Here is a 26582-nt window from a genome sequence, read left to right on the forward strand (position 1 = left end):
TATTCCTAAATAAATCTGCTTATTTTTGAGAATTGACGGTTTGCAAAATAGACTGCACCACGCGCTCTATATTGCCGAGACTACCAATTTCACCAACGTCACCATGCCGTGATGAAACGAATTGATCCTCTTGAGAAAGGCTCTGCTTTTGTGCTCTCATAGCAATTTTATGAATAAGCGATGCTGGCAAAGGCGAATAGCGCAAAAGGTCAAGCATCATATCCATAGTTGCAAAATCCTTCATCAAAGGAAACAACTGCATAATAACAGAAAAGGTTCGTTCTTTTTCGTTAAGACTTGTGGGAGCATCATCAACCACAATATCATATTCCAAACTAGTAATCATTTCCCGTGTAAGTGGAACATATTGCGCATTTTCATCACCAGCAATACGCACCAACCTTCCATCGGAGAGATAATTTTGAACAAGATAAAGAATAATCTTTCCCTGTCGTTGCCGATATCGACGTAACCCATCAAAAAAAGAAGCCAATAGATTAAGTGATGATTGGCGGCGCTGTTCTTCGAGAATCCCAGGTTGATTAATTGCCCGCGTTCCAATAAATTCAGGAGATAACCCTGTCACCTGTGTAATGGCTCCCTTCGCTTCATTAAAAAGTTGAAAAAAACCATGAGGGAATTGTGCAACAGGTTTTGGCTGAACTCTTCCGCCAGAAACTGCCCCACTTTTAAGCCAAGTAATGCTATCGGCTCTAGCCCAACTTTCTATCGCTTGACGATCATCATCAAAAGCATCACGCTCGGCCATAATCCCGCCTTTTGATTGGCTGTTCAGCAAATGCATAACCTGACTAAAATATTTGTTAGACCACCGTTGCGGATCTTTTGTTGGCTTCACAATACCATAAAATTGTCGACTTAATTTATCAAAATAACCAGTGATACACTCCCACCCAAACTGATTAGGCGGAACCAAAGGCCTATCAGGTACTTCGAGCAATTTTTTTCCTAAAAAAGCACGCTTGACAATTTTTTTAGTCAATTTTGTTGCTTGAACACAGGAAAAATCTTTTTTCACACTCTGAAAATCTTTTTCAGAATAATCGATAAATTTTCCAGTATGCGGATCAAGAACTTTATAAACAACTTCGCGTTCAAACCACCTGCATTCAACCAAAGTAACCATTTTTTGGCTCTGAAAATCGCTATAATCACCATCTTCTTGACAGTAACTTTTCGCATCACAACTGCTGGCAAATGTAGGATGCTGAATCCAATCTGCGTGCAGATCACTCCAATGGGCATTAGGAAACATTTCTTGAGCGATGTGCAAAGGCTTTTCATCAATATACCACAAACGTTGCGCATCAATAAGATTTGGCTTTACCGCACTTGCATCCCAAACCATTTTCATCGGATCTAACCGTGAAATAACTGGTTTTCCTTGCGGATTTTCTTCATAATCTAGGCGCGTATCTGTCCAACCCATACCGCAAATAATTGCATCTTGAAAAGCATCAGAATCCTCATATTCCCCGTCAGCTTCATCGCGAAACCACTCGGCAGCTCCAGTAAGAATTTCATTAGCAAAAGCTGCTCCTTCTTGTCGTGGAATAAATTGTACTTTTCGTTTATTGTTACGCTCTGCACCAACCACCGCATGTACCAAAGGAGCAATACGATTAAAAGTCATGACCGGTCTGTTTTGCTCTCGCAATACAGCAATATCTTGGTCATTCCATTGTCGTCCACTATAAAAATCATAATCTTCTTGAGCATTTTTTCGCCATTGCTCAACATGAGCAATATCGTCATAATACCAATCAACGAGTTTCTTAAAGAGAGCTTGATGTTCAAGCATTTCGATAGAATCAAAAGAAGTTGTAGAAATATGCATTAAAAAGCCATCCATGAAGTTTGCCGATGACGGGAAGAATTATAAAAATTTCTTTGTGATTTGATGTTTGGCTGTTCATAGACGACACACATAAGTCCAAAACTATCAGCACCATGGCTTGCCCAATCATGTTCAGCGCCCAATCCAATATTGCGCTGTTCATCTCGTTTTTCATGATACCACGCAAGCGCTCTTCGTCCAGCTTCTGTAGTTTCACGATTGAACCATATGGCAGGAAATAATCGCCTTACAGCTTCGACACGCATTTTGACAGCTCCAACCCCTTGGTTAGGAATAACTTTTGTTTGAAATCCAGCCTGTTGAAGAGCACTTTCAAAACTCACATTATAAACGCGATCCTTCGTTGCGCCATCATGAGGTAAAACCATAAGCGCCTTATCGTATCCTCTTCTAAGCACCCACCCAATATGCTCAGAGAGAGGTTGCCCCTGCGCTTCATAATAGTCAAGAACACGAATTTCACGTCCAATAAATTGGGCAACCCACAAAGCAGTCGCATCAGCCTTTGCTCCTGTTCCTCCAATATCCCAAAAGATTCTGATCTGCATTAGCGGATCCCGTGGAACAGTCGTAATGCGTCCTTCCTGCTGAGCTTCAAGAAGTGCCCTTTGATAATAAGAACCTTGTACAGATTGGAGATATTCTCCCTCCCAAATATGGTTATACTGTTCAGGTCTTTGTTCCAAATCAGCCTTCCGATCACGATTAAGCTTTTCTGGAAATAGAGGATTGTCGTACCAATTAATTTTAACTGCCTTAATATTAGGGCTGTTCACATTTCGAAACCGTTTCTCTACGGGTGCATTTTCACGAAGAGGGTTCCATGTCACCCATAATTCAGAATTCCAATCTTTTCCTTCTTCTCGAAGTGTTGGAATCAAAACTTGCCAAGCAGTTTCGGTAACAGGTTCTGCCTCATCAACCCAACAGAGAAGAACCCGTCCCATTGATTTAATACTTGCAATATTTCGATCAAGACCAATAAAAATATAAACGATCCGTCCATCTTTTGACTTGATATATTTATCACCAATTTCGTAGTACTCTTGTAAGAAAGTATGAGCTTCAATAGCCCGTTTAATTTCCTCCAATGAGCTTTCATTGAGTGAGTTTTGAAATTGCCTTGCACATAAGATAATACCCCGTTCTCCTGCCTTTCCATGCCGATATCCAACAACAGCCGACATCAAAGCAAAGGAACGTGTTTTTCCAGATCCACGTCCTCCCCAAGCAGCGCGCACATCAGCTTTTCCAGAAAAAATTGGTATCAGTTTTGGAATAAGAGCGACTTGCTCAGTTATCATTGTAAAATCTCATAATTGAGAAATAAAATTCTATCCTGTTCTTCATAAAATGAACTAATATATTAAAGCCGCATTCTCCAAACCAAGCAACAACCTTTAAACACTAATAACCTCTTAAGCATCGCGTTCTTCAGACATTGTGTCCTTTGAAATCACTGGTACAATCTCAACACGTGAAACTGCCTTCTCACATCCTCCCTTTTCTCCAGTCGCTTGTAAAGATAAAGCCTTTGCTAAAAGGGAAAAGAACGGCACAGGGTTATTAAGTGCATGATATTCCAGATAAGATACCAACCCATCTTTACCATAATGATCCCCTGCTTTCTCAGCAGCTACAAGAAGAGCTTCGTTAAATTGTTTTGTTGCTTTGTTTAACATACTTCTTGAACGCCCTCTGCAACGCAAAGGGACACAGCGCTCACCTGTCATCATCATATTCCTTCAAAATAAATAAAATTCTACAGAATACAAACCAGCCAAGATCCCTATACTTTATGTAGCAGAGCAATTCATTCATCATCAGGAAAACACTTCTCACCAACCACGAGCAAGAATTTAAGAGAACAAAAAAACTGTGAAATACAGAACAAAAAGATTCCAAAATCCCCAATCTAAAAGCGTTGAAGACACCGAAACCAACTAATCCAGATAAACTAAAACAACCAGATACACTTAAGCTGGTAAACCTAAAACATCCCCCCAATAAGAGATACAATTCTGATTATGATGTTATTATAGCTGTTCAGATTAACCTTGTCAATTTTTTTCTCATTTTACTTCATTTTGTAACGGTACTCATTGCTTCTTTTGAAGCAGGTACAAAAGCCAATCGATCGCCTTCTTTTTCAACTGTCACCGTTGTTTCATCATGAATTTTTCCAAACAAAATACTTTCCGCAAGAGGGTCTTGAATTTCTTTTTGGATAATACGTTTCAAAGGCCGCGCTCCATAAAGGGGATCATACCCTTTATGCGCAAGAAACTGTCGTACTTCTGGTCTCATTTGCAAAATTATTTTGCGCTCATTAAGCAAATTTTGCAATTGTTTGATCTGAATATCGACGATTTTTTCCATGTCATGGCGCTGTAATCTTTGAAAAAGAATAATCTCATCAATACGATTAAGAAATTCAGGACGGAAAGCTGCCTTCACCACATTCATGACATCTTTTTTTGCCTGATCTGTTGTCTGCCCTTCTGGCAAAGCAGTTAAAAATTCAGCACCAAGATTCGATGTCATGATGAGCAAAGTATTGCGAAAATCGACGGTCCGTCCTTGCCCATCCGTCAATCTTCCCTCATCCAACACTTGCAACAAGAGATTAAAAATATCTGGATGTGCTTTTTCAATTTCATCAAATAAGACAACCTGATATGGTCTTCTGCGCACGGCCTCAGTCAGCACTCCCCCTTCCTCATATCCAACATACCCAGGAGGCGCTCCAATCAATCGTGCACCCGCGTGTTTTTCCATATATTCAGACATATCAATCCGCAACATTGCATTTGGATCTTGGAAAAGAAAAGCAGCAAGCGCTTTAGTCAATTCAGTTTTTCCAACACCTGTAGGACCTAAAAACATAAAAGAACCAATAGGGCGATTAGGATCCTGCAAACCAGCACGCGCACGACGCACAGCACGAGCAACAGCTTGCACAGCTTCGCCCTGTCCAACGACACGAGCACTAATTTCGTCTTCCATCCGCAACAATGCTTCTCTCTCTGCTTCAAGCATGCGATCAACAGGAACCCCCGTCCACCGTGAAACAATCCGTGCAACATGTTCAGCAGTCACAATTTCTTCAACCAAATTGTTTTGCTGATCATCATCTTCAGCAATAACCAATTGTTTTTCGAGTTCAGGAATAACACTATAAGCCAATTCACCAGCTTTTTGGAATTGTCCACCTCTCTGCGCAATAGCTAGAGCATTTCTCGCTTCTTCAAGTTGTCTTTTTAAATCAGCAGCATGCCCTAATTTTTGTTTTTCTGCCTGCCAAGCACTTGTCATCTCAGCTGACTGTTGTTCTAAAGTTTCCAGTTCGGCCTGCACAGTTTTCAAACGCTCTTTTCCAGTTGGATCAGTTTCTGTTTTCAAAGCTTCGCGTTCAATCTTTAACTGTAAAATTCGCCGATCGATAGCATCCAACTCTTCTGGCTTTGAATCAACCTGCATCCGCAATCTTGCAGCCGCTTCATCTATAAGGTCAATAGCTTTATCAGGTAAAAAACGATCGGTAATATAACGATTAGATAAACGTGCCGCCGCAATCAAAGCACTATCTGCAAGACGCACTTTATGATGCTGCTCATATTTCTCTTTAATTCCACGTAAAATAGAGATCGTATCTTCCAGTGTTGGCTCAGATACAAAAACAGGTTGAAAGCGACGTGCTAAAGCGGCATCTTTTTCAACATATTTGCGATATTCATCAAGGGTTGTAGCCCCAACACAATGAAGCTCTCCACGTGCAAGAGCTGGTTTTAACAAATTGGAAGCATCCATAGGACCGTCAGACTTCCCAGCTCCAACGAGATTGTGTAATTCATCTATGAAGAGAATAATTTGACCATTTTCAGCCTGCACCTCTGCCAATACAGCTTTTAGACGTTCTTCAAATTCACCTCGATATTTTGCACCAGCAATAAGCGCCCCCATATCCAATGCATGAAGTTGTTTATCACGTAAAGTTTCAGGAACATCTCCATTCACAATGCGCAGTGCCAAACCCTCAATGATTGCCGTTTTTCCCACACCAGGTTCACCAATCAGAACAGGATTATTTTTGGTACGCCGTGAAAGCACCTGAATAGTTCGACGAATTTCTTCTTCCCGTCCAATAACAGGATCAAGTTTCCCTTCACGGGCATCCTGAGTAAGGTCACGCGCATATTTTTTCAACGCTTCATATTGACTTTCGGCATGTGGACTTGTTGCTATTTTTCCTTTACGCAGAGCATCAATAGCTTGATTAAGAGCTTGTTGGGTTACACCTGCTTTTTTTAAAATTTCTGATGTTTTCGCAGTCTTTTCCATAGCAAGAGCTTGCAACCCACGCTCCACAGTTACAAACTGATCACCAGCTTTGTGCGCAAGTTCCTCTGCCATAGCAAAAACTTTAGCCAATGGCTGCGACAGATAAAGCTGTCCATTTCCACCCTGCACTTTTGGAAAAGCATCCAGTGCTTCTTTCAATTCTTTTTGAATAAGGGACAAATCGCCCCCAATTTTTTGTATCAAGGATACCGTCAAACCCTGAGAATCATCTAATAACACTTTAAGAAAATGTTCAGGCATAAATTGCTGATGATCGGAAGAGAGAGCATTATTCTGAGCTGTCTGCAAAAAACCTTGAAGCCGTTCGCTGTATTTCTCTAGGTTCATTTTCTTCCTTTCATAACCATTACCGCATTTACCATCCGAGGATACCTCGTAAAGATTGACCAAGCTATACAAAACGCTATAAAAAACACAGCGCAAAAATAACCGTAGTACTAGAGTGAATATGGGTTTTTACAAGGATGAGTACAAGAGGAAAACACCATAAGAGAGAAAAATAAAAATAGGTAAAAACCACTAATACCCTTCCTACCAAGTAAGCACAAATTTCCCTGTTCAACTATACCCAAAGCGTTCTATACAAATTTAAAAATTCTGATCACAATACTTAAATGCTTATTTACTCTTCTTCATCAGTTTCTGCAGCAGGAGACGGCAAAATATAAGCACCAGAAAGCCATCGATTCAAATCAACCGCTCGACATCGTGCAGAACAGAAAGGATAGGTATCTTGTTGTGACATTAAGCCACAAATTGGACAAGGGTGTGAAGGACGAAATGCCTTTGTGAAAGTTTTCGGCTTAAGCTGTTCCATTGGCCTAACCTATAAATGAATTTTATTCATATGTTTAAATTTTAAAGCAATTATTCAGCCCAATTAGAAAAAACAGGATAATCATAAGAAATTAAAAGATCCATCGTCTCAGCCAATGATAACCCAACAACATTAGAATAAGATCCAGAAATATCGACAACAAAAGCACCAGCTTTTCCTTGAATAGCGTATCCACCAGCTTTTCCTTGCCATTCTCCAGAATCAAGATAAGCTTTTATCATGGAAGAAGTCAGCCGTTTAAAACGAACACGACTTTCAACCGATTTTACAGTTATTTTTCCACATTCACTCAACATACAAATTGCACCATAAACTTTATGAGCACGTCCCGAAAGAAAGCGCAAACACTCACAAGCCTCGTCTTCTCCCTCTGGCTTAGGGAGAATAACCCGCCCGACAGACACAACGGTATCCGCGGCTAAAATGACATTTTTTTTTACCGACAAATTGTCTTCAGAACAATTCTGACTAAACAACCGCAAAGTTTCCCGTGCTTTCAATGCCTTTTCCTTTGCCAACCGCTTTGCAAGATTTGCAGGATGCTCTTTTAATTTTGGTGTTTCATCGATATTTGTTGCACAAACATGGCAAGGATCAACACCAATTTGCGCCAAAAGTGCCAAACGGCGTGGTGAAGCAGAAGCAAGCACCAACTGAATTTCCTCTAACTGATTTTTTCCCAAGAAGGTTTTCCTTATGATTCCCATTACCGACCCCCTCAAACGCTTCTGGGCAACTGCGAACCATCACCACATACGTCTCTACAAGACTCATCTCGCAAGCGTTTTGTACATTAGACAAATTGTTCTAAGCTCTTCTCGCCCTTTTAATTCTATTTCTCTTTCCAACTTTACAAATGCTTTATTGCCATTTATTTTTTTAGGAAAATCCAGAGGCATTTTTGCAAAATATATGGTTTTCACAAGAAAAAACCACTGTAACTCACTTATAGCGATACGTAATACGCCCTTTTGTCAAATCGTAAGGTGTCATTTCAACCATAATTTTATCGCCTGCCAATACACGAATACGATTTTTACGCATTCTCCCGGCTGTATGAGCGATAATCTCATGATCATTTTCTAACTTTACTCGAAACATTGCATTAGGGAGGAGTTCTGTTACAACACCAGAAAACTCCAAAACTTCTTCTTTGGACATAAATAATGGCTTCCTTTATTTAATTTGTGCTTCAAATAACCAAAACGCACTCATTTTGCGCTTTAAACTATTGTTGGGGGGGGTAATACTCTATTTTCTTTGTTTTGTGAATAAAAATTCGACGAAAAATCAATAAAGAGAGCTTTTTCACGCATCCCCTAACGCTCTCAAAAACTTAAAATCTTAAAGTCCAAAAACGTTAAATAGAAAAAAATCTTTTGTACCTTACAGGTATAGGAACATTTTACTAAAGTATTATAGTGTATATTACTATAATAGTCTTATTTTTTCATTAAAATGAAGACATTTTTTGACATAATTTTTTAAAGCAATCACTCTTATGTTAAAGGTGAACAGAAAAAACTGTTATTCTGTATCAATTAGTTTTGCAAAAAGAAGATAAGACTTTTAAAAAATACCAAATAAAGAATCGCCTTGAACACCTGAAAAGGATATAAAATGACCAAAAAATCATGTGATGTAGCGATTTTAATGGGCAGTGAATCTGATTGGCAAACAATGCGCCATAGTGTGGATGTTTTGACATGCCTTGATATTTCTCATACGGTGCATATTATCTCAGCACACAGAACTCCCGATCGACTTTACCAATTCGCAAAAGAAGCAAAATCTGCGGGTTTTAAGATATTAATTGCAGGTGCTGGAGGTGCGGCACATCTTCCAGGCATGTTGGCATCCCTCACACCACTTCCCGTTTTTGGAGTTCCCATGCACTCCCAATCTTTATCTGGCACAGATTCATTATTTTCAATCGTGCAAATGCCAGCTGGAATACCAGTTGGTACATTAGCGATTGGCAAAGCAGGTGCTATTAATGCAGCACTGTTGTCTGCAGCAGTTATGGCAATTTACGATGATGCCCTAGCTAAGCGTTTACAAAACTGGCGTAGACAACAAACTGCCAACGTTGCGCAAACTCCTACAACTGAGATCTAAGATGACACAATCTTTCACTCCTTCTAGCATATCCAGCACATCGTCTTTATCAACCGCGCTCCCTCCAAGAAGTACAATCGGGTTAATAGGTGGAGGACAATTGGCACGTATGTTGGCAATAGCAGCTGCCGAACTTGGATTTCGCACTATCGTTTTTTGCCCTGAGGAGGACTGCTCCGCAGCACAAACAGCAAGTAACCATATTATTGCTTCCTATGATGATTATTCGGCATTAGACCACTTTATATCTCTCTGTGATATTATAACCTATGAATTTGAAAATCTGTCTCTTCAAACGGTTCAGTATATAGAAAATACTAAATGTGTTTATCCCTCTTCTAAATCTCTAGAAATAGCTCAAGACCGGCTTTTTGAAAAGAAGTTTCTAAATGCGCAAGGTATACAAACAGCATCGTGGCATGCTGTTAAGGATCGTCTTTCTCTTACTTCAGGACTTGAAGCATTAGGAGGAAGAGGGCTTTTGAAAACACGACGTTTTGGCTATGATGGAAAAAATCAGATAATGCTGAATCATCCAAATGAGCAAACCATTGATGCAGCTTTAACAACTTTTCAAGGACAACCTTCAATTTTGGAAGAAATAGTTCCATTTTTATTAGAGATTTCTATTCTATCCGCGCGCACTCCTCGAGGAGAGTACATTTTTTATGATTGTCCAGAAAATAAGCACAAAAACGGCATTCTTTACAAAACCCTTGTGCCCTCTCGCGTTCCACCTTCCGTCCAAAAAACTGCGCAAGAAATAAGTATAACCATTATGGAAGCCTTGAATTATGTTGGTGTTCTTTGCATTGAATTTTTTGTATTGACGGACGGTACCCTTTTAGTCAACGAATTAGCACCTCGCGTACATAATTCTGGCCATTGGACGCAAAAAGCGTGTGTCACATCACAATTTGAACAGCACATCCGTGCAATTAGCGGATTTCCTTTGGGAAGTACATACCGCCATAGCAATTGCGAAATGACTAATCTTCTTGGAAACAATCTCAATGACTTCAAATATTTCCTAACACAGGAGCGTACATCAGTACATTTATATGGAAAAAACTCTATTCAGCCAACCCGCAAAATGGGCCATGCCATTCAATTAACAGAACCAACAACAAAATCTATTTCATAAAAAATAACCTGAAAATACAAACTCACTTCTTCCAAAGCCTTGCTCTGCACGCAAATATAAAACCCCTCTCATTATTAGCCTATTTCTTCAATCTGATAGAGAATTTGCAAAAGATAATAGCTTGACAAGAAAAGAGATTTTTGTTAGGAGTTTCCAGGTTTCTTGCGACTTTCACTTAGTTTATTACATTGATGAGTGTACGTTTTTAGAGGGTGTGTTCTATTTTGTGTATATGCAATAAATGAAGTGTAGCGTGGTATCATGGAACAAGTATAATGTTACATAGTTTAGGTTGCAGTGTTATTTGCATGTAATATCTAAGTTGTGTTGTTTTGAACAACGGTAGTGATTCGCATAAATATGATACGGTGAGCATAATGAAAATTAAAAATTCTCTTAAAGCATTAAAAGAACGTCACCGTAATAACCGCTTGGTTCGTCGTAAGGGTCGCGTTTATATCTTAAACAAAACTAACCCACGTTTTAGAGCACGTCAGGGTTGATATTTTTGCCTGCTATCTGTGGGTACTAAGCCTTTTATATTTTGAGGTCTTTGCTCTATGAAGCTTTTTACTTTTTTAAAAGCTTTGCGGTTTCAGGAATTTTTTGTTCTTTTAAAAAGTTCTTTCGTTGCTTTTGTTTGTAGCTTTTTTTTCCTTTCTTCTGGATACGGTCAAGGTTCTTTTTTGTTGCCTTCTGAGAATTCCTCCCCACAATCTCTTTTGCCCCTAGATGACCTTATTCCTAATCCTCCTTCAGAATCTTCCATCCCTGATTTGACTGCAACAATTTTTGAAGAATCTGATACAGCACACGCGGTTTACAAAAACCAGACAACTAGGCAACAAAAAGAAACAGAAATTACTCATCTACTCAAAAAGTTAAAGTTCTGCGCTAATGCCAATGAAGCAAAAATTATCAGTCAACAACTCCAACATTTGTGGGCACAATCTGGTAGTGCAACCATTGACCTTTTAATGTCATGGGCTGAAAATGCAATAAACTCTGATAATTATGGCCTTGCCCTTGATTATATTGATAATGTCTTAGCATTATCTTCCACTTATGCAGAAGCTTGGGTTAGGCGCGCCTGGATTCATATTCAACTGAGCGACTTCAAGCTTGCCATGTTCGACCTCAATCATGCCCTAAAACTTGAACCACGCAATTATATAGCATTTTTTGAGCTTGGAATTACCATGGAAGCAACAGAACGCCCACATCTTGCTATAAAAGCTTATGAAATGGCTCTCCATTATTACCCACAATTCCATAAAATCCAAAAGCGCATAGGTATTCTTTTAGAGAAAGAATCACAGCGAACCCTTTAAACACAAAGAACTTCACTAAAAACACAGTGTCTGACCCCTACCTAGCAACATAAAAATACAAATAGATTGTGATCGAATTCATTTTATGTCTAGATGAAAATCTCGAACTACTCTATAGTCAGAAATGGTGTTCTGCGCTTTTTGACAGGAAATAATATATACCTGAAACCTTATTGATCCCCTCGGGAACTGTCCCTGAAAAGGCTCGTGGGCTTTTTCACATGGTGCCCACCTATTTAAGTAGGTTCTACAGGGTAAACCTTTTCCATCGACTGCTGTGGATCACCATTTTTGTGCAAATAAAAATAAGTGTCATCTTTTTCAAAAAAGTGATTTGTAAGGATTTTTGGTAATATTTTTTACTTATAAAAGATTAACAGCAGCATGCTGCAATTTATGAAATGATTAGTAAATAATGGCACAACACACCCAGCATCCGCAATCTACTTCTTCAATCCGATTGCATTTACGTCAGCTTGGTTTGTCACAGCGCAATGCCCTTTCAATAAAAGAACGTGAAGTTTTTTCAAAACGTGCCTGCTCTCACTTGATTAATTACCTTGAACAAAAAGGAGAAGATTTTTCGCGCATAATTTTAGGGGGTTATTGGCCAATAAAATCGGAAATAGATCCTAGACCTCTCTTTGAAATAATAACACTACATGGCGGCAAATTAGCATTGCCAGCAGTGCTTGATTCAACCACAATGGTTTTTCGTTCCTATTCTCAAAACGCTACGCTACACCCCATGCGCTTTGGCACATTAGGACCTGCAAAAGAAAATTCTGTTGTTGTACCAAATATCATAATTGTGCCACTTTCAGCGTTTGACAGCCGTTGTCACCGCCTTGGTTATGGCAGAGGATATTATGATCGTGCAGTTGCAACTTTTAAAAAACAAGAATATCAAATTAACTTGTTCGGTTTAGGTTTTTCATGTCAAGAAGTCGCGTGCATTCCCCATAATGAGCATGATCTAGTTGTGCAAAAAATCTTTACAGAAAAAGGTTTTTTAGAATTTTTTTAAAGCGAGCTTAAAATCTTTATGCGTTTTTTATTTTTAGGTGATATTGTTGGAGAAACAGGCTGTACAGCTGTATTTGAACAGCTCCCACAGCTCATTAAAAAATGGCAACTTGATTTTGTAGTCGCTAATGGTGAAAATGCCTCTAATGGCTTCGGCATAACAGAAGCAACGTATCAAGATCTTTTAACCACAGGGGTTGATGTTATAACGACAGGCAACCATGCTTTTGGATGCAAAGAGACCCTACAATACGCCCGTGAAAGTGATCGTTTTTTACGTCCCGCTAATTTTGCTATAAGCACACCAGGAAAAGGCTCAAACATTTTTACAGCAAAAAATGGAGCACGTGTTCTTGTTGCAAATATTTTAGGAGCTGTTTTTATGCCGTGCGAAACAAAAGATCCGTTTGAAGCTGCCGAAAAAATTTTATTATCCTGCTCTTTAACTGAGCAAGTAGACGCAATTATTTTTGATTTTCACGCAGAAACAACGAGTGAAAAACAGTGTTTGGGTCATTTTCTTGATGGCCGTGTAAGTGTTATTGTGGGCACACACACCCACACGCCCACAGCCGACGCACGAATTTTAGAAGGTGGCAGTGCTTATCTATCAGATGCAGGCATGTGTGGTGATTACAATTCATCAATTGGAATGGATAAAGAAGAACCTTTACATCGCTTTCTTTATAAAACAAAACAGGATCGTTACAGACCCGCCAGTGGTCCTGCAACACTTTGTGGTTTGGCAGTTGAAATTTCCGATCGTACGGGCTTAGCGGAACAAATTTCAGCAGTTCGTATTGGACCTCATTTAAAACCTGAAAGTCCAGATTTTTGGTAGCCTTTTAAAAGCTATTTCCCCCTTACCTTACCTATGTTTGTGCCCATAACATAAAACTCTTTCTGTCCAAACCATTAATAATGGCAAATATGAAAACTTGCAAATACTCTTAATTTTTTTGATGTATAAAAAAGAAAGAATGTAAAGTATTAAGTATATTTTTAAAATAACTTTGTATTAAATCAAATAAAAAAAGATAAAACACTTGGTGATCTCCTATGATTAACAATATTTACTGCGTTGGACTCAATTATGTCGAACATATTTACGAATTAGGCAATGTTATTGAAGATGAACCTGTTATATTTAGTAAACCAAATAGTTCACTAATTTTAGGAGATAAAATTTATCTTCCGGATTTTTCCAAAGAAGTCCATTTTGAAACAGAAATTGTACTCAGAATCTCAAAAGATACTTTTATGGTTAACGAAATGAAAGCTGAAGAATGCTATGATGCGATAGCAATAGGTCTTGATCTAACAGCTAGAGATTTGCAAACAAAATTGAAAGAAAAAAAGCTTCCTTGGCTTTTATCTAAAGGATTTAAAGGAGCTGCATACATCTCTTACTTCATAAATAAGGAAGAAATAAGCAACCCAATAACCTTTGAAATGAAGCTAAACAATGAAACTCGGCAATTTGGAAATACTGGAAATATGATATTTAGCTTTGAGAAAATAATATCATTCTTAAGTAGCTACATTCAATTAAAGGAGGGAGATATAATATATACAGGGACTCCACATGGAGTAGGAAAACTTTCTAAGTCTGACAAAATAGAATTATATGTAGAAAATAGATTAATTTCAAAAATAAAAGTAGAATAAAACATTTAATACTATGCCCAAATAGAAATATTATATGTTTTCTTTTGTGGAACTACTTTGCTCTAATCATTTTAAACTATTTATTTAATTTTTTAAATGGCCACCCGTTTAATAATCGCCCCGCACTGAGCCAATTTTTCTTCCAATCGTTCAAAACCGCGATCAAGGTGGTATACACGGCTAACGGTGGTTGTTCCCTTCGCAACCAACGCAGCAATAACAAGAGAGACAGAAGCTCGCAAATCTGTTGCCATCACTTGTGCTCCTTGCAAATATTCAGTTCCATAAACGGTTGCTGTCTGACCTTTAAGCTTTATATTAGCTCCCAAACGTGTGAGTTCCTGAACATGCATGAAACGATTTTCAAAAATCGTTTCAGTAATGTGCGCAGTACCTTGAGCGCGTGTCATCAAAGCCATAAATTGAGCTTGAAGATCTGTTGGGAAAGCGGGATACGGACCTGTTTTGATATCAACAGACATTATTTTTGTTTTTCGTTGGTTTCTTTTAACATGAATTCCTTCAGGTTTTATTGTGATATCAAGCCCTGTTTTTTTCAAAATCTCCAGTACCTTAGTCAAATGATTATGATTTGCATTTTTGAGCAAAACATCTCCTCCGGTCATAGCTACAGCCATAGCATAAGTTCCAGCTTCAATTCGATCAGCAATGACACGTATTCTTGCACCATTGAGTTTTTTAACTCCCTCAATGACGAGTGTTGAAGTTTCTGCACCGGTTATTTTTGCACCCATCGCGTTAAGAGCTTGAATAAGATTTGTCACTTCAGGTTCACAGGCAGCGTTCTCAAGCACAGTTTTTCCATCTGCAACTGCAGCTGCCATAAGCATAACGTGAGTTCCTCCAACAGTCACTTTAGGGAAGCGATAATTTGCCCCTTTTAATCTCTTTGGAGCTTTAGCATGAACATAACCATTTTCAATTTTTATCCGTGCCCCTAAAGTTTTGAGTCCTTCAAGGATAAAATCGACGGGTCTTGTTCCAATAGTGCATCCTCCAGGCAAAGAAACATATGCTTCTGCACATCGTGCAAGAAGTGGTCCAATAACCCAAAAACTTGCACGCATTTTTTTCACGAGCTCGTACGATGCATGTGTTGTAGCTATTTTTTGTGCTGTAAAATGAATTGTTCTTGAACTCATGTCATCGTCATGCACTCTTTGCCCTTCAACAGCGTATCCAACCCCATGATTATTAAGAATACGGATTAACAATTCAACATCAACAAGATGAGGTACATTTTCTAGAGTGACAGTATCCTCTGTAAGCAAAGAAGCAATCATAAGAGGTAAAGCAGCATTTTTCGCTCCTGAAATAGGAATACTCCCTTTGAGACTCTTCCCGCCAATAATTTGAATTGAATCCATAATGATTTCACTCTTTCCCTTCGAGTACCCCCTTCAAAGAATCTGACTCCTTGAAAAATCATTCTTTGCCGTGGCTTTATAACGAATCATTGAGAAGTTTTGTTGCAAAGATGCCGCAAAAAAAACAAAATTAGAAGCCTTTTTATTGCTCCTTTTGTGCTCTTTTCCGACTTTGTTCTTTTCGACGTTTTAGATTTTCGCGCAACTGCTTAGCAAGCCTCTCTTGGCGCTGTTTTTCTTTTTCATTTTGATGATTATTTTTTTCTTCTTTTTGGTTTTGATGCATTGATGTCATTGCGCAACCTTCTACCCAGTATTGAGCTTTTTTAACAGCTCATTTCTGTTATGCAAAGAAAACATCTCATGGCACAAGAAGGGTTTTCTTGCAAGCACAGAGAATGCTCTCTTGCCTATTTTCTTACAATATGGCAAAAGGCCAGCGCGGAAAATAAAAATGCTGCGGTAGCTCAGTGGCAGAGCACTCCCTTGGTAAGGGAGAGGTCGAGAGTTCAATCCTCTCTCGCAGCACCAGTACTTATGGCTCATCATTTACACCTTCTTATGCACATGCAAAACTGCGTTGTCCCCATTTTATCATCCTTTTCTCACGTCTCATCAACTCTGGTCTTGCTTTGTCTTATTTTCTCCCCAAGCTCTGTATTGGCACGCCTAATTTGATAAACCATCCTCTCCAAAGCCTCACTAAAACAGCTAATTTTACTTTTAAGCATACGAATTATAAGCTTCATCACGATAAGCACGCTTAATCAAAGGCGGAATATCTGGCCAGTAAAGCATCAAATCTACCCGCTCGCGTTGAGCAATCCATAATCCTCCCTGACATTGAGCCTTATGCTCATCAGGAAAACCTTTTTGACAAAAATGAGGAATCAAGATTTCGGGGTTTTTTGTTTTGATTTTCAACAAAAGCATCAGGAAAAAATCCCTTCAGACGATCATCGGCTAAAACAAGCCCAACACTCTCGAGTTCTGCATGAGTAAGCGTACTATAAAGCCGACGCACATACAGTTCAAACTTTATCCCACGTCGCATAGAAAGTGTTGTCCCTTCCTCCACTGTTTTTCAGTAATTCTTTCTCAGGCGAGCTTCATCATAACAGAATGATATTTTTTGGTTTATTTCCCCCGCTTTTTGCATGCAACCACCATTTCAAATAAAGAAGCAGTAATCAAACCATTGCGCGCTTTATGCCATTCACGAGTTCCCTGAACACAATCAACTATGATCGGCATCGTATTTCATGTCTCCCCCCCCCGTACTTAAACTATTTTTTTTTCGAAACACACCTCTGATTTTAAAAACCACCCCTCAAGGCCACTGAGATCTCCCCTATTTTATATTAGATATTATAAAGCATACTGGAAAAGATTCTGAATTTGATGTCTTAAATTCCTCAACAAGCAAAGCATCTCGACACTCTGTATAGCTCAATTCCATGTTTTAGCTAAAAAGACCACTATCTAAAGATACTCACCTCAATCATGCTGCTGAACAACAAAAAAATCGTTTCTGAAGCATTCCTTAGCCAACCTTTGCACAACACACTCAGCAGCCTTTTGTGATATGAAGAGGATTGCGTTGCGTTTTTGTGGCTCAAGTACAATCGTATCTTCACTATTTCCTGCATAATAAAGTGGAATTCCCTGATAAATAGTTTTGAGATAGCTCGGCATAACTTATTACCACCAATAACCTGTTAATACATCACATGGACGCAAACGATGCTGCCTTTCATACGATCCATAGAGATTATCTTCATAATCTTGAACAACCTTTGCGTCTAAGAAAGCATGATAAGCATCACTATTCAGAATGAAGGGCTGTATTTGAATATCTTGTTCATCAATTTCATTATTTGTAATATATGCATCAGCGATCTGCTCACTCACATCGTCAGCATGAAGAGTTATCAGATCAAGGCGTAAAATTTTCTGAACAGAATCATGCTCATAAATAAAATCGAGAGCATCTTCAACTTGATCAATAGGGCCCTTGTAAGCACCACCAGTATCATCATCACAAAGAATGATGATCATTTCGTCCTCTGTAATAAATGAAATATTTTTCATAACTCTCCCCTCCCCTTAAATAACTTATAAAGCGTATTTGGACAGTTGATAAAGGGTAGCTTTATCTTGACATAACCGAATATAGCGTTAGTCTTATATCCTCTATGGAAGAGATGTCAATTATTATTATCCCAAATAAAGGATATATTTTGGCCTTTACGGCATTGACACAACATACGTGAATAAAATCTTCGACTTTTTGTTCACTTATTGTTCTCGTGTTGTTCTCTATTTGTTCTTACTCAACACGACCATAAATAACGGGAGGGCTAAAATGAGTGATTTAGAACTAATACAACAGTGGTGCACCCTTGATCAAAAAACACAAAAAGAAATTATCCTTATGCTTCGCCAGTTGGTCTCCGCAAGAGAGTTAAGATTGCCTGCCTCTCTTCAGGAGAAAGCTTCGAAATAAGGTCAAGAAATTCCCGATCCTCAAAACTGGCACAATCCCCGTAAAGGATATAATTCACACTGATATTAATTTCATGACAAATGCGAGCAAGCGACTCAATGGTCGGTTCTTTTCCTTCAGAAAGAATAGAATGAAGGTAGCCTGCTCCCTTTCCCGCAGCAAGAGAAATTGACCGTTTTGACCGACCGCTGTTTTCTAATGCTGCACTCAATCTTTGACGCCAACCATCGATATTCATAGTACCACCATATAGTGCATCTTCAAAAAAAGACACGTCCTTTTGCAAAACAGACTTGCATTATCCTTTAAAGAGGATAAAATTAAGAAATAAATTTATTTTTGGGGGGAATAAAAAATCATTTTCAAATCACGAAAACAATTTATCACCCCAAAGGATACGAAAAGGCACATCGTAAAATCATGCCTTTAGAATACTGTAATTATGCATCCTTTGCCATTTATGCAATCTCAAATATAGAGCCTTATGAACACATAAACATACATGCCACATATCAGACCACATAAACGAAACAACAAAGCGCTGTCATCCAACAAAACAAACTGCAATAAAACAAAAATACTTTTAATAAAACCAACAGTTCTATCCAAGTTTTAAGAATGCATAAGCACACCATCTCAAGTTCTATTGCGAATTAAAATATGTAAAAAAAGAAGAAAGCCGATTGAAGCATGAAACACACCAATCAACAAAAAATTCCTTATTATGAATCATCAACACTTCCTTATGTTTGTTGGTATCAAGATGACTTTCTAGGGGGAGTCCGTGGAATGCGCGCACACGAAATCGGAATTTACACAATTCTGCTCAACGAAATGTATGCACGCGGGCGTCCTTTAGGATTATCCGTAGAACGTTTAGCGCGTATTTGTGGTTGTGACAAGCGAACTTTTACAAATGTTTTAGAAATGCTTTTGCGAGAAGGAAAAATTTTAAAATTATCGGATGGTCTATGGAATAAACGCTGTGAAAATGTGTTCCAAGAACGTGCAAAATTGCTCGAACAAAAATCATTTGCAGGTCGTTCTTCAGCAGAAAAACGTAAAAAAATCAACGCAGAAATTCAACAGAAGCTTAACGAAAATACAAAAGATGGTGTACATAATTTAGAATCTCAGAAGAGAGAAGAAAAGGAAACACCTAACGGTGTTTCAGAAAAGGTACTATTTTCCTCTTCAATAATCAAGGAAGAAAGGAAACAAGAATCCCTTTTCGCCGCTATAACTGATCCTGAACAAAACGTAACAACTCTCCTTCCTCCCCCCACCACAGACACCGTCTCCACTCACAACCTCACAGAAACCAATCTTAGCAAAAAATCAAAAAGCCGAACATCAATACCAAAAGGCACACGCCTTCCAACAGACTGGACAGCAGACATCCAAGCGGCAATTTCAGAAGGTTTAAGCGAAGAAAAAGCCCGCTGGCAAGAAAAGAAGTTTCGAGATTATTGGCATGCAAAAAGCGGCAAAGAAGCACTCAAAACAGATTGGCAAGCAACATGGCGCAACTGGTTTCGCCGTGAAATTGAACGAATAAAAGAAAATCAAGAAAGACTTGCTGCTTTCTCCTCCCGCTCTGCATCATACGGCAACAACGATGATGCTCTTTACAAAAACCTTATTAACTACCGCACAAATGAACATGAGCACAATTTTTGAAATTAAACAAAAACTTTCATCTCGCGCAGGATCAGTTGCAGAAATGCTTCTCCCACAAGGTCAAAAATGCGGAAATAATTGGATTATAGGCAACATCAGAGGCGAAACTGGTCAAAGTTTATCAGTGTGTTTAAGCGGCAATAAAGCGGGTCTTTGGTATGATTTTGCAGAAGGCCATGGTGGCGACCTTCTAGATCTTTGGTGCGCAGTAAAAGGAATCAGCCTCTTAAAAGCATTGGAAGAAGCTCGATCTTACCTTAATCTGACTCGTCCTAAACCCTTTATGACACCCAATCGTTCCTATCGGCGCCCAAAAATTCCTGCAGGAACCACATCGCAAAATTTTGTCAAAAATTACCTTCACAAAGAGCGCCGTATCCCTCTTGATATTTTGAAACGTTACCGCATAAAAGAAGATGGTGAAAAGATTATTTTTCCATTTTATAAGCCCGACGGCACACTTGCTTTGGTAAAAGAACGGCTAGCACAAGCAGGTGCAAAAGCGAAACCCACAGCATCACAATGTGAACCTATTTTATTTGGCTGGCAAGCTTTTATCATTGAGGAACACCCCGATACCACAATGGAGTTCCCTTATACCCAATTGGAGAAAACTTTCCCCTCAGCAAAGTCTCAAAATATCTCAAGAAAGCAATCAAGCATTTCAGCATCACAACAAAATACTCGCACAAATCTGCCAATTGTCTCCAAAAATCGTACCATTGTCATCACTGAAGGAGAAATTGATGCACTTTCATTGGCCGCCTACGGATATCCTACTGTTTCAGTCCCATTCGGTGGAGGCACCGGAGGAAAACAAAATTGGATTGAAAATGAATTTGATCATTTAGAACCTTTTGAAACCATTTTTTTAGCAACAGATATGGATAAAGCAGGAGAAGAAGCTGCCCATGAAATTGCCAGTCGTCTTGGTCGCCACCGCTGTTACCGTGTAGAGCTACCACATAAAGACGCGAATGACTGTCTAACTGCAAATGTTAATTCTGCTACCATAGCAGCAGCTTTTTCATCAGCAAAAAGTTTTGCACCAACTGGTCTACGACGTGCTTCAGAATATAAAGATCAAATCATAAAGCTATTTTGGCCAACACCTGAACAACATCTTGGCTACACGGTTCCATATCCTAAACTAAATGGAAAACTTTATTTTCGCCCAGCAGAATTAACACTCTGGAGCGGAGCAAGCGGTGCGGGAAAAAGCCAACTATTATCAGACTGCATCCCGCATTGGATTGCACAAAAAAGCCGCCTCTGTTTAGCTTCACTGGAAATGAAAGGAGAACAGTCGCTCCGCCGTTTAACAAAACAAACGGGAGGCTTGGAACAACCAACACAAGATATGATTGAACGAATCCTGCATTTTTTAGACGAAGGGCTGATTATTTATGAACATGTCGGTAAATCAAACATAGAAACATTACTTGATGTATTCGACTATTGCCGTGCACGCTATGGCTGCGATCAATTTATTATTGACAGTTTAATGCGACTAGGCATCGCTTCAGACGATTACGCAGGACAAGAACAAGTTATTTATAAAATGGTTGACTGGGCAATTTTAAATGCCGTACACATTCATCTTGTTGCTCACGCACGCAAAAGTAGCTTAGATAAGGATATCCCTGGAACAGAAGACATTAAGGGTGCTTCAGAAATTGGAGCCAATGCATTCAACATTATCACTATTTGGCGTAACCGATCTTTAGAAGATAAAATTTGTGCAGCATTAAGAGCAGAAGAAAAAGCTGATTTAACCAAACGTCCGGGCGTAATTATAAATATCGCTAAACAGCGTTCAGGCGATTTTGAAGGGAAAATTGGCCTTTGGTTTGACCCTCAAACCTATCGTTATCGTTGTTCCTCTACCCATCCCATATATCCGCGACGTTATGTTGAACGCACAAACAAAAATCCCCACACAACCGTTCACTCATAACAACTCGAGCAATGGAGTAAAAATTTCCCTTTAAGAATAAATATCAGCAGCAATTTTACGAATTAGATAAAGGATAACCAAACAGCCTCCTTCCTCATTATCAAACAACAATTTTAAAGGAAACAATAGAATATGAGCCATAAAGAAAAGATAGAAAATAAAAATGAACAAGTCAGAAAAACCTCAGCTCTTCACCTTTCCAATCACAACAAAGAAGAACAGCACATTGGCCACCTAAAAACGCAAGAAATATCTATTGAGACGAGCAATCCTTATTTTCAACCATCTCACCGCGAAAGCTCTAACAATCCGCGCACAATAACCGCAATTGCCGATGCACATAGCTCTCCTATAGCTCTTTTATATGCAAAAGGACATATCAACAAAGCACAATATAAAGCAGCTGAACGTTTTTACATTTACTGGCGTCAAAGCCAAGCAGACCTTTGCATGAGCCCTGATTACACACATCAAAAAGTTGATTTCCATCAAGCTTATGCACATCCTATTGAACGCCAAATAGAAGCATCCAACCATTTACAAATAATAAAAACTCTTCTTGGTGTTCTTGGATATTCTCTCGTTGAACAAGTTGTTGGCTACAGTCAAACAATCAAAGCACTAAACCCATCAAAACGCAAACAAAACTCCCTTGCAGATCATTTACGAGATTGTCTAGACCTATTAGCATCCCATTGGGGCTACGCAAACTATAAATCCCCTCGGAATTTTCCCTATTTGAAATAGAAGATCTTTTCATTCCAAACTCCTCCATCTCTGCCAATAAAGCAACAATCGATACTCCCAAAAGCCTCACCAGCACAAAAAACAGGCATTACCTAGAAAGAATCAGCCTCACGGCTGTAAACAAGCCCTTCATGTCAACAAAATTGATAACATCATAATAGTAATAAAAAAGCATAATTTTTCTACTAAAAGAATTTTAGTAATGTTCGTAAAGTATTAAACATTTAATCTTTAAAGTATTTTAATTATACTTCATATAATAACAAAACCAATAAAAATTTCGCAAACACCTATTTTCATTATCAATTTTTTGCGCAACGGTGCCAATTTGAAACAGCTCCATACAGCTCTGTGTGGTGCAAATTTGAAACAGTTTTATAAAAAATGATATTTTATAAAAATAAAGATAGCTTTTATTACTTTTATTACATTGCATTTTTACTATGAGTTATTTAGAATGGTCTGCATATAATCCATTATGGATATTTAGTATTAGTAATTATGAGTAATAAAAATTAAGAGTAAATTATGAGTACCAAATTCTTTTTTATATCAAGTGCAATTACAAGCGGTTTAGCTTTTGCACTTCAATCGCCTGATCGTATAGTTAGCCAACACCCGATGCCTTTCGTCGCACCTTTCACCATACCAGAAACGGGTCTGCAGATCATTGAACAAACAAATGACACTTTAGATACATTAAACGGCTTAAAGCCCAATGGTAATAATGAAATACGATATAACAAAATAGAAGAATAATCTCGAATAAGGCAAAATACACTACACGCCATAGCTAAATTTCACTCTTCCTTATAAATTTTGCTTACCGACGTTCTCCTAAACTCACAAACGAACACCGGACATATGTACTGTAGCGTGTGACGAAGCCAAACTCTGAAAAGATACCTCTAATCAAGGTCTTTGTCTTGCTTAGCACTTCCTTTTATTGAAGACAGTTCTTCCTACCCTGCTGCTTGTCTTTTTCATCGTCACACCCTTTGCCTATATTTAAGAATACATTTTCTAAAAAGCTCTAAATACAACAAATTTTTGAGCTGATTTTTTCTGCTCTTCAATTCTGTTTATTTTCTTCCATTTCTCTCGTATCGAACGCCCCTCATTTTATCTAAAATATTTAAAATATTCTTAACATATCTAAGAAATTTTTTATTTTATGTTGCAATCTATTTTAAAAAAACTGCCAATTTATCGATGACATTTCATCACTATGAGTGGTGCGGGTGGTCGGACTCGAACCGACACTCCTCTCGGAACCAGATTTTGAGTCTGGCGCGTCTACCAGTTCCACCACACCCGCACATGATCATAAAACAGGGCTATTTTTTACTTTATCAGTAACCACTGTCCATTACCCCTTTGCAACTATATGAAGAAGTATAGATTCGTCAACACAAGACTTCTTTTTTTCAAAAAATTCATATCATTCTTCCTTACTTAAACTATTGAGTATAATTTATTAAAATTTTTACCTGTTAAAATTATAGAAGTTTTTATGATATTAAAGACATTTAAACGTTGGACAATTTCTCTAGCAAACAAACGTACAGCACCACATTGGCTTGGGTTTATTGCTTTTGTTGAAAGCTCTGTTTTTCCAATCCCAGCAGATGTTTTGTACATCCCAATGACGCTCGTCCATCCCTCCAAAGCCTATCGTTATGCTTTTATCGCCACTATATGTTCTATTTTTGGAGGAATTTTTGGTTGGTTTTTGGGACATTTTTCCTACAGTAATATAGCCGAACCAATTCTAAAATTTTATGGACAAGTTGAAAATTTTCAAGCACTGAAAAATGATGCAACACTGAAATTTTTGATTATTTTACTAATTACTTCAGGTTTTTTTCATCTTCCACCCATAAAGATTACTACAATTTTAGCAGGTGTAATGGGTGTACATCTCGGACTTTTTGTTATAGTCTGTGTTTTCGCACGGGGGGCTCGTTTTTATCTTCTCGCATGGCTTATTCAACATTTTGGCCACCAAACGATAAACTTCCTCTCCCGTCATTTTAAATGGGTCGCCCTAATTAGCTGCATGACTCTTATGTTGATCTACGGAGCTTTTTTGTTTTTTTTACATAAAAACCCTCTATCTTAAGGAGTATGTTTCATGCCCAACACTGTCTCTTCTAAACATATTTTTAACAAGCACCTATATCTGGGAATAAGCAAGAAAGAACAAAGTATATGGGCTTTTTTCCTAGCTTTTTGCTTATTTACCACTGTAAGTCTGACACTCGGATTTGAACATATTGGAGGATACCTTCCTTGTGATTTATGCCTTATCGAGCGTTATCCTTATTATAGCGCTATACCATTCTTGCTTTTAGCAGGATTCGTGTCATTATTTTGCCAAACGCCTTCTTTTGTGCGGTTTTTGTTTTTATGCGTATTAATCTTAATGACAATAAGCTTTATCTTAGCAATATACCATACAGGAATTGAATACGGCTTCTGGCCAGGACCTTCTAGTTGTAGCTCAAACACAGCAAAATTTACCACAAATGCCACTCAGCTTCTCGATCAATTGAATGATATTATACCTCCTTCTTGTTCTGAAGCACAGGGACGATTTCTCTCTCTTTCATTTGCCGGCTGGAATGTCGTTGCCAGCACATTTTACATGCTTGCTAGCCTCTATATTACTTCAAAAGGAATCTTCTCAAACTGCAAAAAGTAATATCAACATAAATATGCAGCAGTACGCCAATATTTTCCTAACCCCATTTCTTCCATACCCTAGTAACACAGTAGCGTTTTGTTGTGTTTTCTCTACCTGTCCTTTTTTCACACTAAAATTATTGGCACCTTTCACAAAAATTGTCACCATGCACAAAAAAGAAAAACATATAATGTTTTGTTATTACTCCCTCTATACTTATTTTAAATATTTTGATAGGTACTAAAAACATTAATTTGTATGAGCAAGTGAGGGGCTAATAAACACAATTGGTGGTGTGCATGCCCAAAGATGAAAACTTAACATCTTCTTTATCATTACAGTCGACTACTTTCCTAGATATAGAGCAGCTTGAAGAACCTCATGAAGAAATGGAACACGATTACGATGCATGGCGAGAACATGCAAAAGAAGCAAGTCTAAATGCTCCTTATACAAAACCGCCTCGCATAAAACCCAGAATCCAGTCAGCACCACGCATTAGACAAGTTTTTTGGTGTGATTTTCCCCATGATGCAATACTGCCCGAATTTTGGAAAAAGCGGCCTGTTTTGATTCTCTCCAAAAATGCGAAACGGTATGGAAACGTTACAGTTTTACCTTTTACCACAAAATCACAACCCAATAATCCTGCCGCCTACTCACTACAATCTCCCATAGAAAATAGAAAAGCATGGATCATATGCGACTATGTCACAACAATCTCCGTAAGTCGTTTAAGTTGTTCACACACTGTTCCAAGAGTACCACAAGAAGATTTTGATAAAATCGTAGCACTAATGCTCAAATATTTACCCCGTTAACATGGTTAGTAAGTTACATTAACAAACTAACTTGACATTTTTAAAAAATAACCTTATATATGAGTCATCTACGGCATCGTAAGTGGTGGCCGCTTCCCCGCAAGGGGAGATAGGAACGAAGGAGTAGGAAACTGCTCCTTTCGTCTTTCTAGGGATCTTAAAAGAATCTGTATCATACATCTTTGTTATTTTTACTTTCCTCTCAGAGAAAAATTATTCAGGATAATTTTTATTACTCTGCCAAAATGTACATTTCTGGATTAATCCATAAAATCTTTGTATTCCCTTAACTTTTTTACCAATAATTTTTTATTTTTCCTTTTCTTTTTAACAGGGAACCCTATTTATTTAGCGACGTTTTTTAATTTTAGATTGACTTTCATTTTTTCTCTCCTATATTTTAGAATAATTCTAAAGAATTAGGAAAATAG

General features: G+C 38.3%; 26 protein-coding genes, 2 tRNA genes, 1 other RNA gene and 1 pseudogene. 16 read left to right on the forward strand and 14 right to left on the reverse strand.

The features are described from left to right. Nucleotides 1-19 precede the first annotated feature (19 nt). From V4P54_RS04595 to infA, 7 genes are all read right to left on the reverse strand, one after another. On the reverse strand, nucleotides 20-1858 hold the full coding sequence (locus V4P54_RS04595; RefSeq protein WP_455476859.1) for a portal protein: 1839 nt from the start codon (nucleotides 1856-1858) through the stop codon (nucleotides 20-22). Further along, on the reverse strand, nucleotides 1858-3183 hold the full coding sequence (locus V4P54_RS04600) for a PBSX family phage terminase large subunit (RefSeq protein WP_455476860.1): 1326 nt from the start codon (nucleotides 3181-3183) through the stop codon (nucleotides 1858-1860). Before V4P54_RS04600 ends, V4P54_RS04595 begins: the two co-directional genes overlap by 1 nt. Nucleotides 3184-3297: 114 nt before the next feature. Next, entirely contained in the window at nucleotides 3298-3615 is a 318-nt protein-coding gene (locus V4P54_RS04605) for a hypothetical protein (protein WP_455476861.1), read from the reverse strand. Between the two features lie 346 nt (nucleotides 3616-3961). Further along, nucleotides 3962-6568, reverse strand: coding sequence for an ATP-dependent chaperone ClpB (gene clpB / locus V4P54_RS04610; RefSeq protein WP_455476862.1), 2607 nt, complete (start codon nucleotides 6566-6568; stop codon nucleotides 3962-3964). A 295-nt stretch (nucleotides 6569-6863) separates the two neighbouring features. Continuing rightward, nucleotides 6864-7058, reverse strand: a complete 195-nt coding sequence (gene yacG, locus V4P54_RS04615; RefSeq protein WP_455476863.1) for a DNA gyrase inhibitor YacG — start codon at nucleotides 7056-7058, stop codon at nucleotides 6864-6866. Nucleotides 7059-7108: 50 nt separating this feature from the next. Beyond that, nucleotides 7109-7786: a Maf family nucleotide pyrophosphatase gene (locus V4P54_RS04620; RefSeq protein WP_455476864.1), complete on the reverse strand. Its 678-nt coding sequence runs from the start codon at nucleotides 7784-7786 to the stop codon at nucleotides 7109-7111. 235 nt (nucleotides 7787-8021) lie between these two features. Then, on the reverse strand, nucleotides 8022-8240 hold the full coding sequence (gene infA / locus V4P54_RS04625; RefSeq protein ID WP_010702900.1) for a translation initiation factor IF-1: 219 nt from the start codon (nucleotides 8238-8240) through the stop codon (nucleotides 8022-8024). 459 nt (nucleotides 8241-8699) lie between these two features. On the opposite strand from infA, the gene purE reads away from it, so the two are divergent. The 8 genes from purE to V4P54_RS04665 all read left to right on the forward strand — a co-directional run bounded on the left by purE (nucleotide 8700) and on the right by V4P54_RS04665 (nucleotide 14366). Then, entirely contained in the window at nucleotides 8700-9197 is a 498-nt protein-coding gene (gene purE, locus V4P54_RS04630; RefSeq protein WP_455476865.1) for a 5-(carboxyamino)imidazole ribonucleotide mutase, read from the forward strand. A 1-nt stretch (nucleotide 9198) separates the two neighbouring features. Further along, complete coding sequence (locus V4P54_RS04635) at nucleotides 9199-10341, forward strand: 5-(carboxyamino)imidazole ribonucleotide synthase (protein ID WP_455476866.1); 1143 nt, start codon at nucleotides 9199-9201, stop codon at nucleotides 10339-10341. A gap of 377 nt (nucleotides 10342-10718) precedes the next feature. Further along, on the forward strand, nucleotides 10719-10844 hold the full coding sequence (gene ykgO, locus V4P54_RS04640; protein ID WP_004863016.1) for a type B 50S ribosomal protein L36: 126 nt from the start codon (nucleotides 10719-10721) through the stop codon (nucleotides 10842-10844). Nucleotides 10845-10901: 57 nt separating this feature from the next. Further along, complete coding sequence (locus V4P54_RS04645; protein ID WP_455476867.1) at nucleotides 10902-11672, forward strand: tetratricopeptide repeat protein; 771 nt, start codon at nucleotides 10902-10904, stop codon at nucleotides 11670-11672. 126 nt (nucleotides 11673-11798) lie between these two features. Beyond that, nucleotides 11799-11960: non-coding RNA, 6S RNA (gene ssrS, locus V4P54_RS04650), on the forward strand. Between the two features lie 127 nt (nucleotides 11961-12087). Then, on the forward strand, nucleotides 12088-12699 hold the full coding sequence (locus V4P54_RS04655) for a 5-formyltetrahydrofolate cyclo-ligase (RefSeq protein ID WP_455476868.1): 612 nt from the start codon (nucleotides 12088-12090) through the stop codon (nucleotides 12697-12699). A gap of 18 nt (nucleotides 12700-12717) precedes the next feature. Then, nucleotides 12718-13539 carry a TIGR00282 family metallophosphoesterase gene (locus V4P54_RS04660; protein WP_455476869.1) on the forward strand — a complete coding sequence of 274 codons (822 nt, stop codon included), beginning with the start codon at nucleotides 12718-12720 and terminating at the stop codon, nucleotides 13537-13539. A 218-nt stretch (nucleotides 13540-13757) separates the two neighbouring features. Further along, nucleotides 13758-14366, forward strand: a complete 609-nt coding sequence (locus V4P54_RS04665; RefSeq protein WP_455476870.1) for a fumarylacetoacetate hydrolase family protein — start codon at nucleotides 13758-13760, stop codon at nucleotides 14364-14366. A 92-nt stretch (nucleotides 14367-14458) separates the two neighbouring features. Here V4P54_RS04665 and murA read toward each other — a convergent pair whose 3' ends face one another. Further along, nucleotides 14459-15754, reverse strand: a complete 1296-nt coding sequence (murA, locus tag V4P54_RS04670; protein ID WP_455476871.1) for a UDP-N-acetylglucosamine 1-carboxyvinyltransferase — start codon at nucleotides 15752-15754, stop codon at nucleotides 14459-14461. A 142-nt stretch (nucleotides 15755-15896) separates the two neighbouring features. Then, on the reverse strand, nucleotides 15897-16049 hold the full coding sequence (locus V4P54_RS04675) for a hypothetical protein (RefSeq protein WP_455476872.1): 153 nt from the start codon (nucleotides 16047-16049) through the stop codon (nucleotides 15897-15899). 161 nt (nucleotides 16050-16210) lie between these two features. Between V4P54_RS04675 and V4P54_RS04680 the strand changes: the two genes are divergently transcribed. Then, a tRNA-Thr gene (locus tag V4P54_RS04680) sits at nucleotides 16211-16285 on the forward strand. Between the two features lie 74 nt (nucleotides 16286-16359). Here the strand turns inward: V4P54_RS04680 and V4P54_RS04685 are convergent. From V4P54_RS04685 to V4P54_RS04700, 4 genes and pseudogenes are all read right to left on the reverse strand, one after another. Further along, nucleotides 16360-17008 (reverse strand): annotated as a pseudogene (locus tag V4P54_RS04685) (YqaJ viral recombinase family protein). Nucleotides 17009-17251: 243 nt separating this feature from the next. Beyond that, the gene (locus V4P54_RS04690; RefSeq protein WP_455476873.1) at nucleotides 17252-17449 is read right to left on the reverse strand and encodes a hypothetical protein; all 198 of its coding nucleotides are present in this window, start codon (nucleotides 17447-17449) and stop codon (nucleotides 17252-17254) included. 6 nt (nucleotides 17450-17455) lie between these two features. Then, complete coding sequence (locus V4P54_RS04695; protein WP_455476874.1) at nucleotides 17456-17845, reverse strand: hypothetical protein; 390 nt, start codon at nucleotides 17843-17845, stop codon at nucleotides 17456-17458. 341 nt (nucleotides 17846-18186) lie between these two features. Beyond that, complete coding sequence (locus V4P54_RS04700) at nucleotides 18187-18498, reverse strand: XRE family transcriptional regulator (protein ID WP_455477690.1); 312 nt, start codon at nucleotides 18496-18498, stop codon at nucleotides 18187-18189. A gap of 452 nt (nucleotides 18499-18950) precedes the next feature. Here V4P54_RS04700 and V4P54_RS04705 point away from each other — a divergent pair, with 452 nt between their 5' ends. The 4 genes from V4P54_RS04705 (at nucleotide 18951) to V4P54_RS04720 (ending at nucleotide 23403) form a co-directional block, all read left to right on the forward strand. Further along, a complete protein-coding gene (locus V4P54_RS04705; RefSeq protein WP_455476875.1) occupies nucleotides 18951-19940 on the forward strand; it encodes a YdaU family protein in 990 nt (329 codons plus the stop codon). Then, nucleotides 19924-21897, forward strand: a complete 1974-nt coding sequence (locus V4P54_RS04710) for a toprim domain-containing protein (RefSeq protein ID WP_455476876.1) — start codon at nucleotides 19924-19926, stop codon at nucleotides 21895-21897. The genes V4P54_RS04705 and V4P54_RS04710 overlap by 17 nt, the downstream gene beginning before the upstream one ends. Nucleotides 21898-22029: 132 nt before the next feature. Further along, nucleotides 22030-22644 carry a hypothetical protein gene (locus V4P54_RS04715; protein WP_455476877.1) on the forward strand — a complete coding sequence of 205 codons (615 nt, stop codon included), beginning with the start codon at nucleotides 22030-22032 and terminating at the stop codon, nucleotides 22642-22644. Nucleotides 22645-23172: 528 nt separating this feature from the next. Then, nucleotides 23173-23403, forward strand: coding sequence for a hypothetical protein (locus V4P54_RS04720; RefSeq protein WP_455476878.1), 231 nt, complete (start codon nucleotides 23173-23175; stop codon nucleotides 23401-23403). 474 nt (nucleotides 23404-23877) lie between these two features. Here V4P54_RS04720 and V4P54_RS04725 read toward each other — a convergent pair. After that, nucleotides 23878-23962: transfer RNA gene (locus V4P54_RS04725), tRNA-Leu, on the reverse strand. 195 nt (nucleotides 23963-24157) lie between these two features. Between V4P54_RS04725 and V4P54_RS04730 the strand changes: the two genes are divergently transcribed. From V4P54_RS04730 to V4P54_RS04740, 3 genes are all read left to right on the forward strand, one after another. Beyond that, nucleotides 24158-24766: a YqaA family protein gene (locus tag V4P54_RS04730; RefSeq protein ID WP_455476879.1), complete on the forward strand. Its 609-nt coding sequence runs from the start codon at nucleotides 24158-24160 to the stop codon at nucleotides 24764-24766. Between the two features lie 12 nt (nucleotides 24767-24778). Continuing rightward, the gene (locus tag V4P54_RS04735) at nucleotides 24779-25348 is read left to right on the forward strand and encodes a disulfide bond formation protein B (RefSeq protein ID WP_455476880.1); all 570 of its coding nucleotides are present in this window, start codon (nucleotides 24779-24781) and stop codon (nucleotides 25346-25348) included. Between the two features lie 281 nt (nucleotides 25349-25629). Continuing rightward, nucleotides 25630-26151, forward strand: coding sequence for a type II toxin-antitoxin system PemK/MazF family toxin (locus V4P54_RS04740; RefSeq protein ID WP_455476881.1), 522 nt, complete (start codon nucleotides 25630-25632; stop codon nucleotides 26149-26151). The last annotated feature ends 431 nt before the right edge of the window (nucleotides 26152-26582 follow it).

This window comes from Bartonella sp. B41, assembly GCF_053795765.1.

Excerpts from the sequence above, each read along its gene's own strand:
- V4P54_RS04595 (WP_455476859.1), bottom strand. The coding sequence starts at position 1,858 with ATGCATATTTCTACAACTTCTTTTGATTCTATCGAAATGCTTGAACAT.
- V4P54_RS04600 (WP_455476860.1), bottom strand. The coding sequence starts at position 3,183 with ATGATAACTGAGCAAGTCGCTCTTATTCCAAAACTGATACCAATTTTT.
- V4P54_RS04605 (WP_455476861.1), bottom strand. The coding sequence starts at position 3,615 with ATGATGACAGGTGAGCGCTGTGTCCCTTTGCGTTGCAGAGGGCGTTCA.
- clpB (WP_455476862.1), bottom strand. The coding sequence starts at position 6,568 with ATGAACCTAGAGAAATACAGCGAACGGCTTCAAGGTTTTTTGCAGACA.
- yacG (WP_455476863.1), bottom strand. The coding sequence starts at position 7,058 with ATGGAACAGCTTAAGCCGAAAACTTTCACAAAGGCATTTCGTCCTTCA.
- V4P54_RS04620 (WP_455476864.1), bottom strand. The coding sequence starts at position 7,786 with ATGGGAATCATAAGGAAAACCTTCTTGGGAAAAAATCAGTTAGAGGAA.
- infA (WP_010702900.1), bottom strand. The coding sequence starts at position 8,240 with ATGTCCAAAGAAGAAGTTTTGGAGTTTTCTGGTGTTGTAACAGAACTC.
- purE (WP_455476865.1), top strand. The coding sequence starts at position 8,700 with ATGACCAAAAAATCATGTGATGTAGCGATTTTAATGGGCAGTGAATCT.
- V4P54_RS04635 (WP_455476866.1), top strand. The coding sequence starts at position 9,199 with ATGACACAATCTTTCACTCCTTCTAGCATATCCAGCACATCGTCTTTA.
- ykgO (WP_004863016.1), top strand. The coding sequence starts at position 10,719 with ATGAAAATTAAAAATTCTCTTAAAGCATTAAAAGAACGTCACCGTAAT.
- V4P54_RS04645 (WP_455476867.1), top strand. The coding sequence starts at position 10,902 with ATGAAGCTTTTTACTTTTTTAAAAGCTTTGCGGTTTCAGGAATTTTTT.
- V4P54_RS04655 (WP_455476868.1), top strand. The coding sequence starts at position 12,088 with ATGGCACAACACACCCAGCATCCGCAATCTACTTCTTCAATCCGATTG.
- V4P54_RS04660 (WP_455476869.1), top strand. The coding sequence starts at position 12,718 with ATGCGTTTTTTATTTTTAGGTGATATTGTTGGAGAAACAGGCTGTACA.
- V4P54_RS04665 (WP_455476870.1), top strand. The coding sequence starts at position 13,758 with ATGATTAACAATATTTACTGCGTTGGACTCAATTATGTCGAACATATT.
- murA (WP_455476871.1), bottom strand. The coding sequence starts at position 15,754 with ATGGATTCAATTCAAATTATTGGCGGGAAGAGTCTCAAAGGGAGTATT.
- V4P54_RS04675 (WP_455476872.1), bottom strand. The coding sequence starts at position 16,049 with ATGACATCAATGCATCAAAACCAAAAAGAAGAAAAAAATAATCATCAA.
- V4P54_RS04690 (WP_455476873.1), bottom strand. The coding sequence starts at position 17,449 with ATGCCGAGCTATCTCAAAACTATTTATCAGGGAATTCCACTTTATTAT.
- V4P54_RS04695 (WP_455476874.1), bottom strand. The coding sequence starts at position 17,845 with ATGAAAAATATTTCATTTATTACAGAGGACGAAATGATCATCATTCTT.
- V4P54_RS04700 (WP_455477690.1), bottom strand. The coding sequence starts at position 18,498 with ATGAATATCGATGGTTGGCGTCAAAGATTGAGTGCAGCATTAGAAAAC.
- V4P54_RS04705 (WP_455476875.1), top strand. The coding sequence starts at position 18,951 with ATGAAACACACCAATCAACAAAAAATTCCTTATTATGAATCATCAACA.
- V4P54_RS04710 (WP_455476876.1), top strand. The coding sequence starts at position 19,924 with ATGAGCACAATTTTTGAAATTAAACAAAAACTTTCATCTCGCGCAGGA.
- V4P54_RS04715 (WP_455476877.1), top strand. The coding sequence starts at position 22,030 with ATGAGCCATAAAGAAAAGATAGAAAATAAAAATGAACAAGTCAGAAAA.
- V4P54_RS04720 (WP_455476878.1), top strand. The coding sequence starts at position 23,173 with ATGAGTACCAAATTCTTTTTTATATCAAGTGCAATTACAAGCGGTTTA.
- V4P54_RS04730 (WP_455476879.1), top strand. The coding sequence starts at position 24,158 with ATGATATTAAAGACATTTAAACGTTGGACAATTTCTCTAGCAAACAAA.
- V4P54_RS04735 (WP_455476880.1), top strand. The coding sequence starts at position 24,779 with ATGCCCAACACTGTCTCTTCTAAACATATTTTTAACAAGCACCTATAT.
- V4P54_RS04740 (WP_455476881.1), top strand. The coding sequence starts at position 25,630 with ATGCCCAAAGATGAAAACTTAACATCTTCTTTATCATTACAGTCGACT.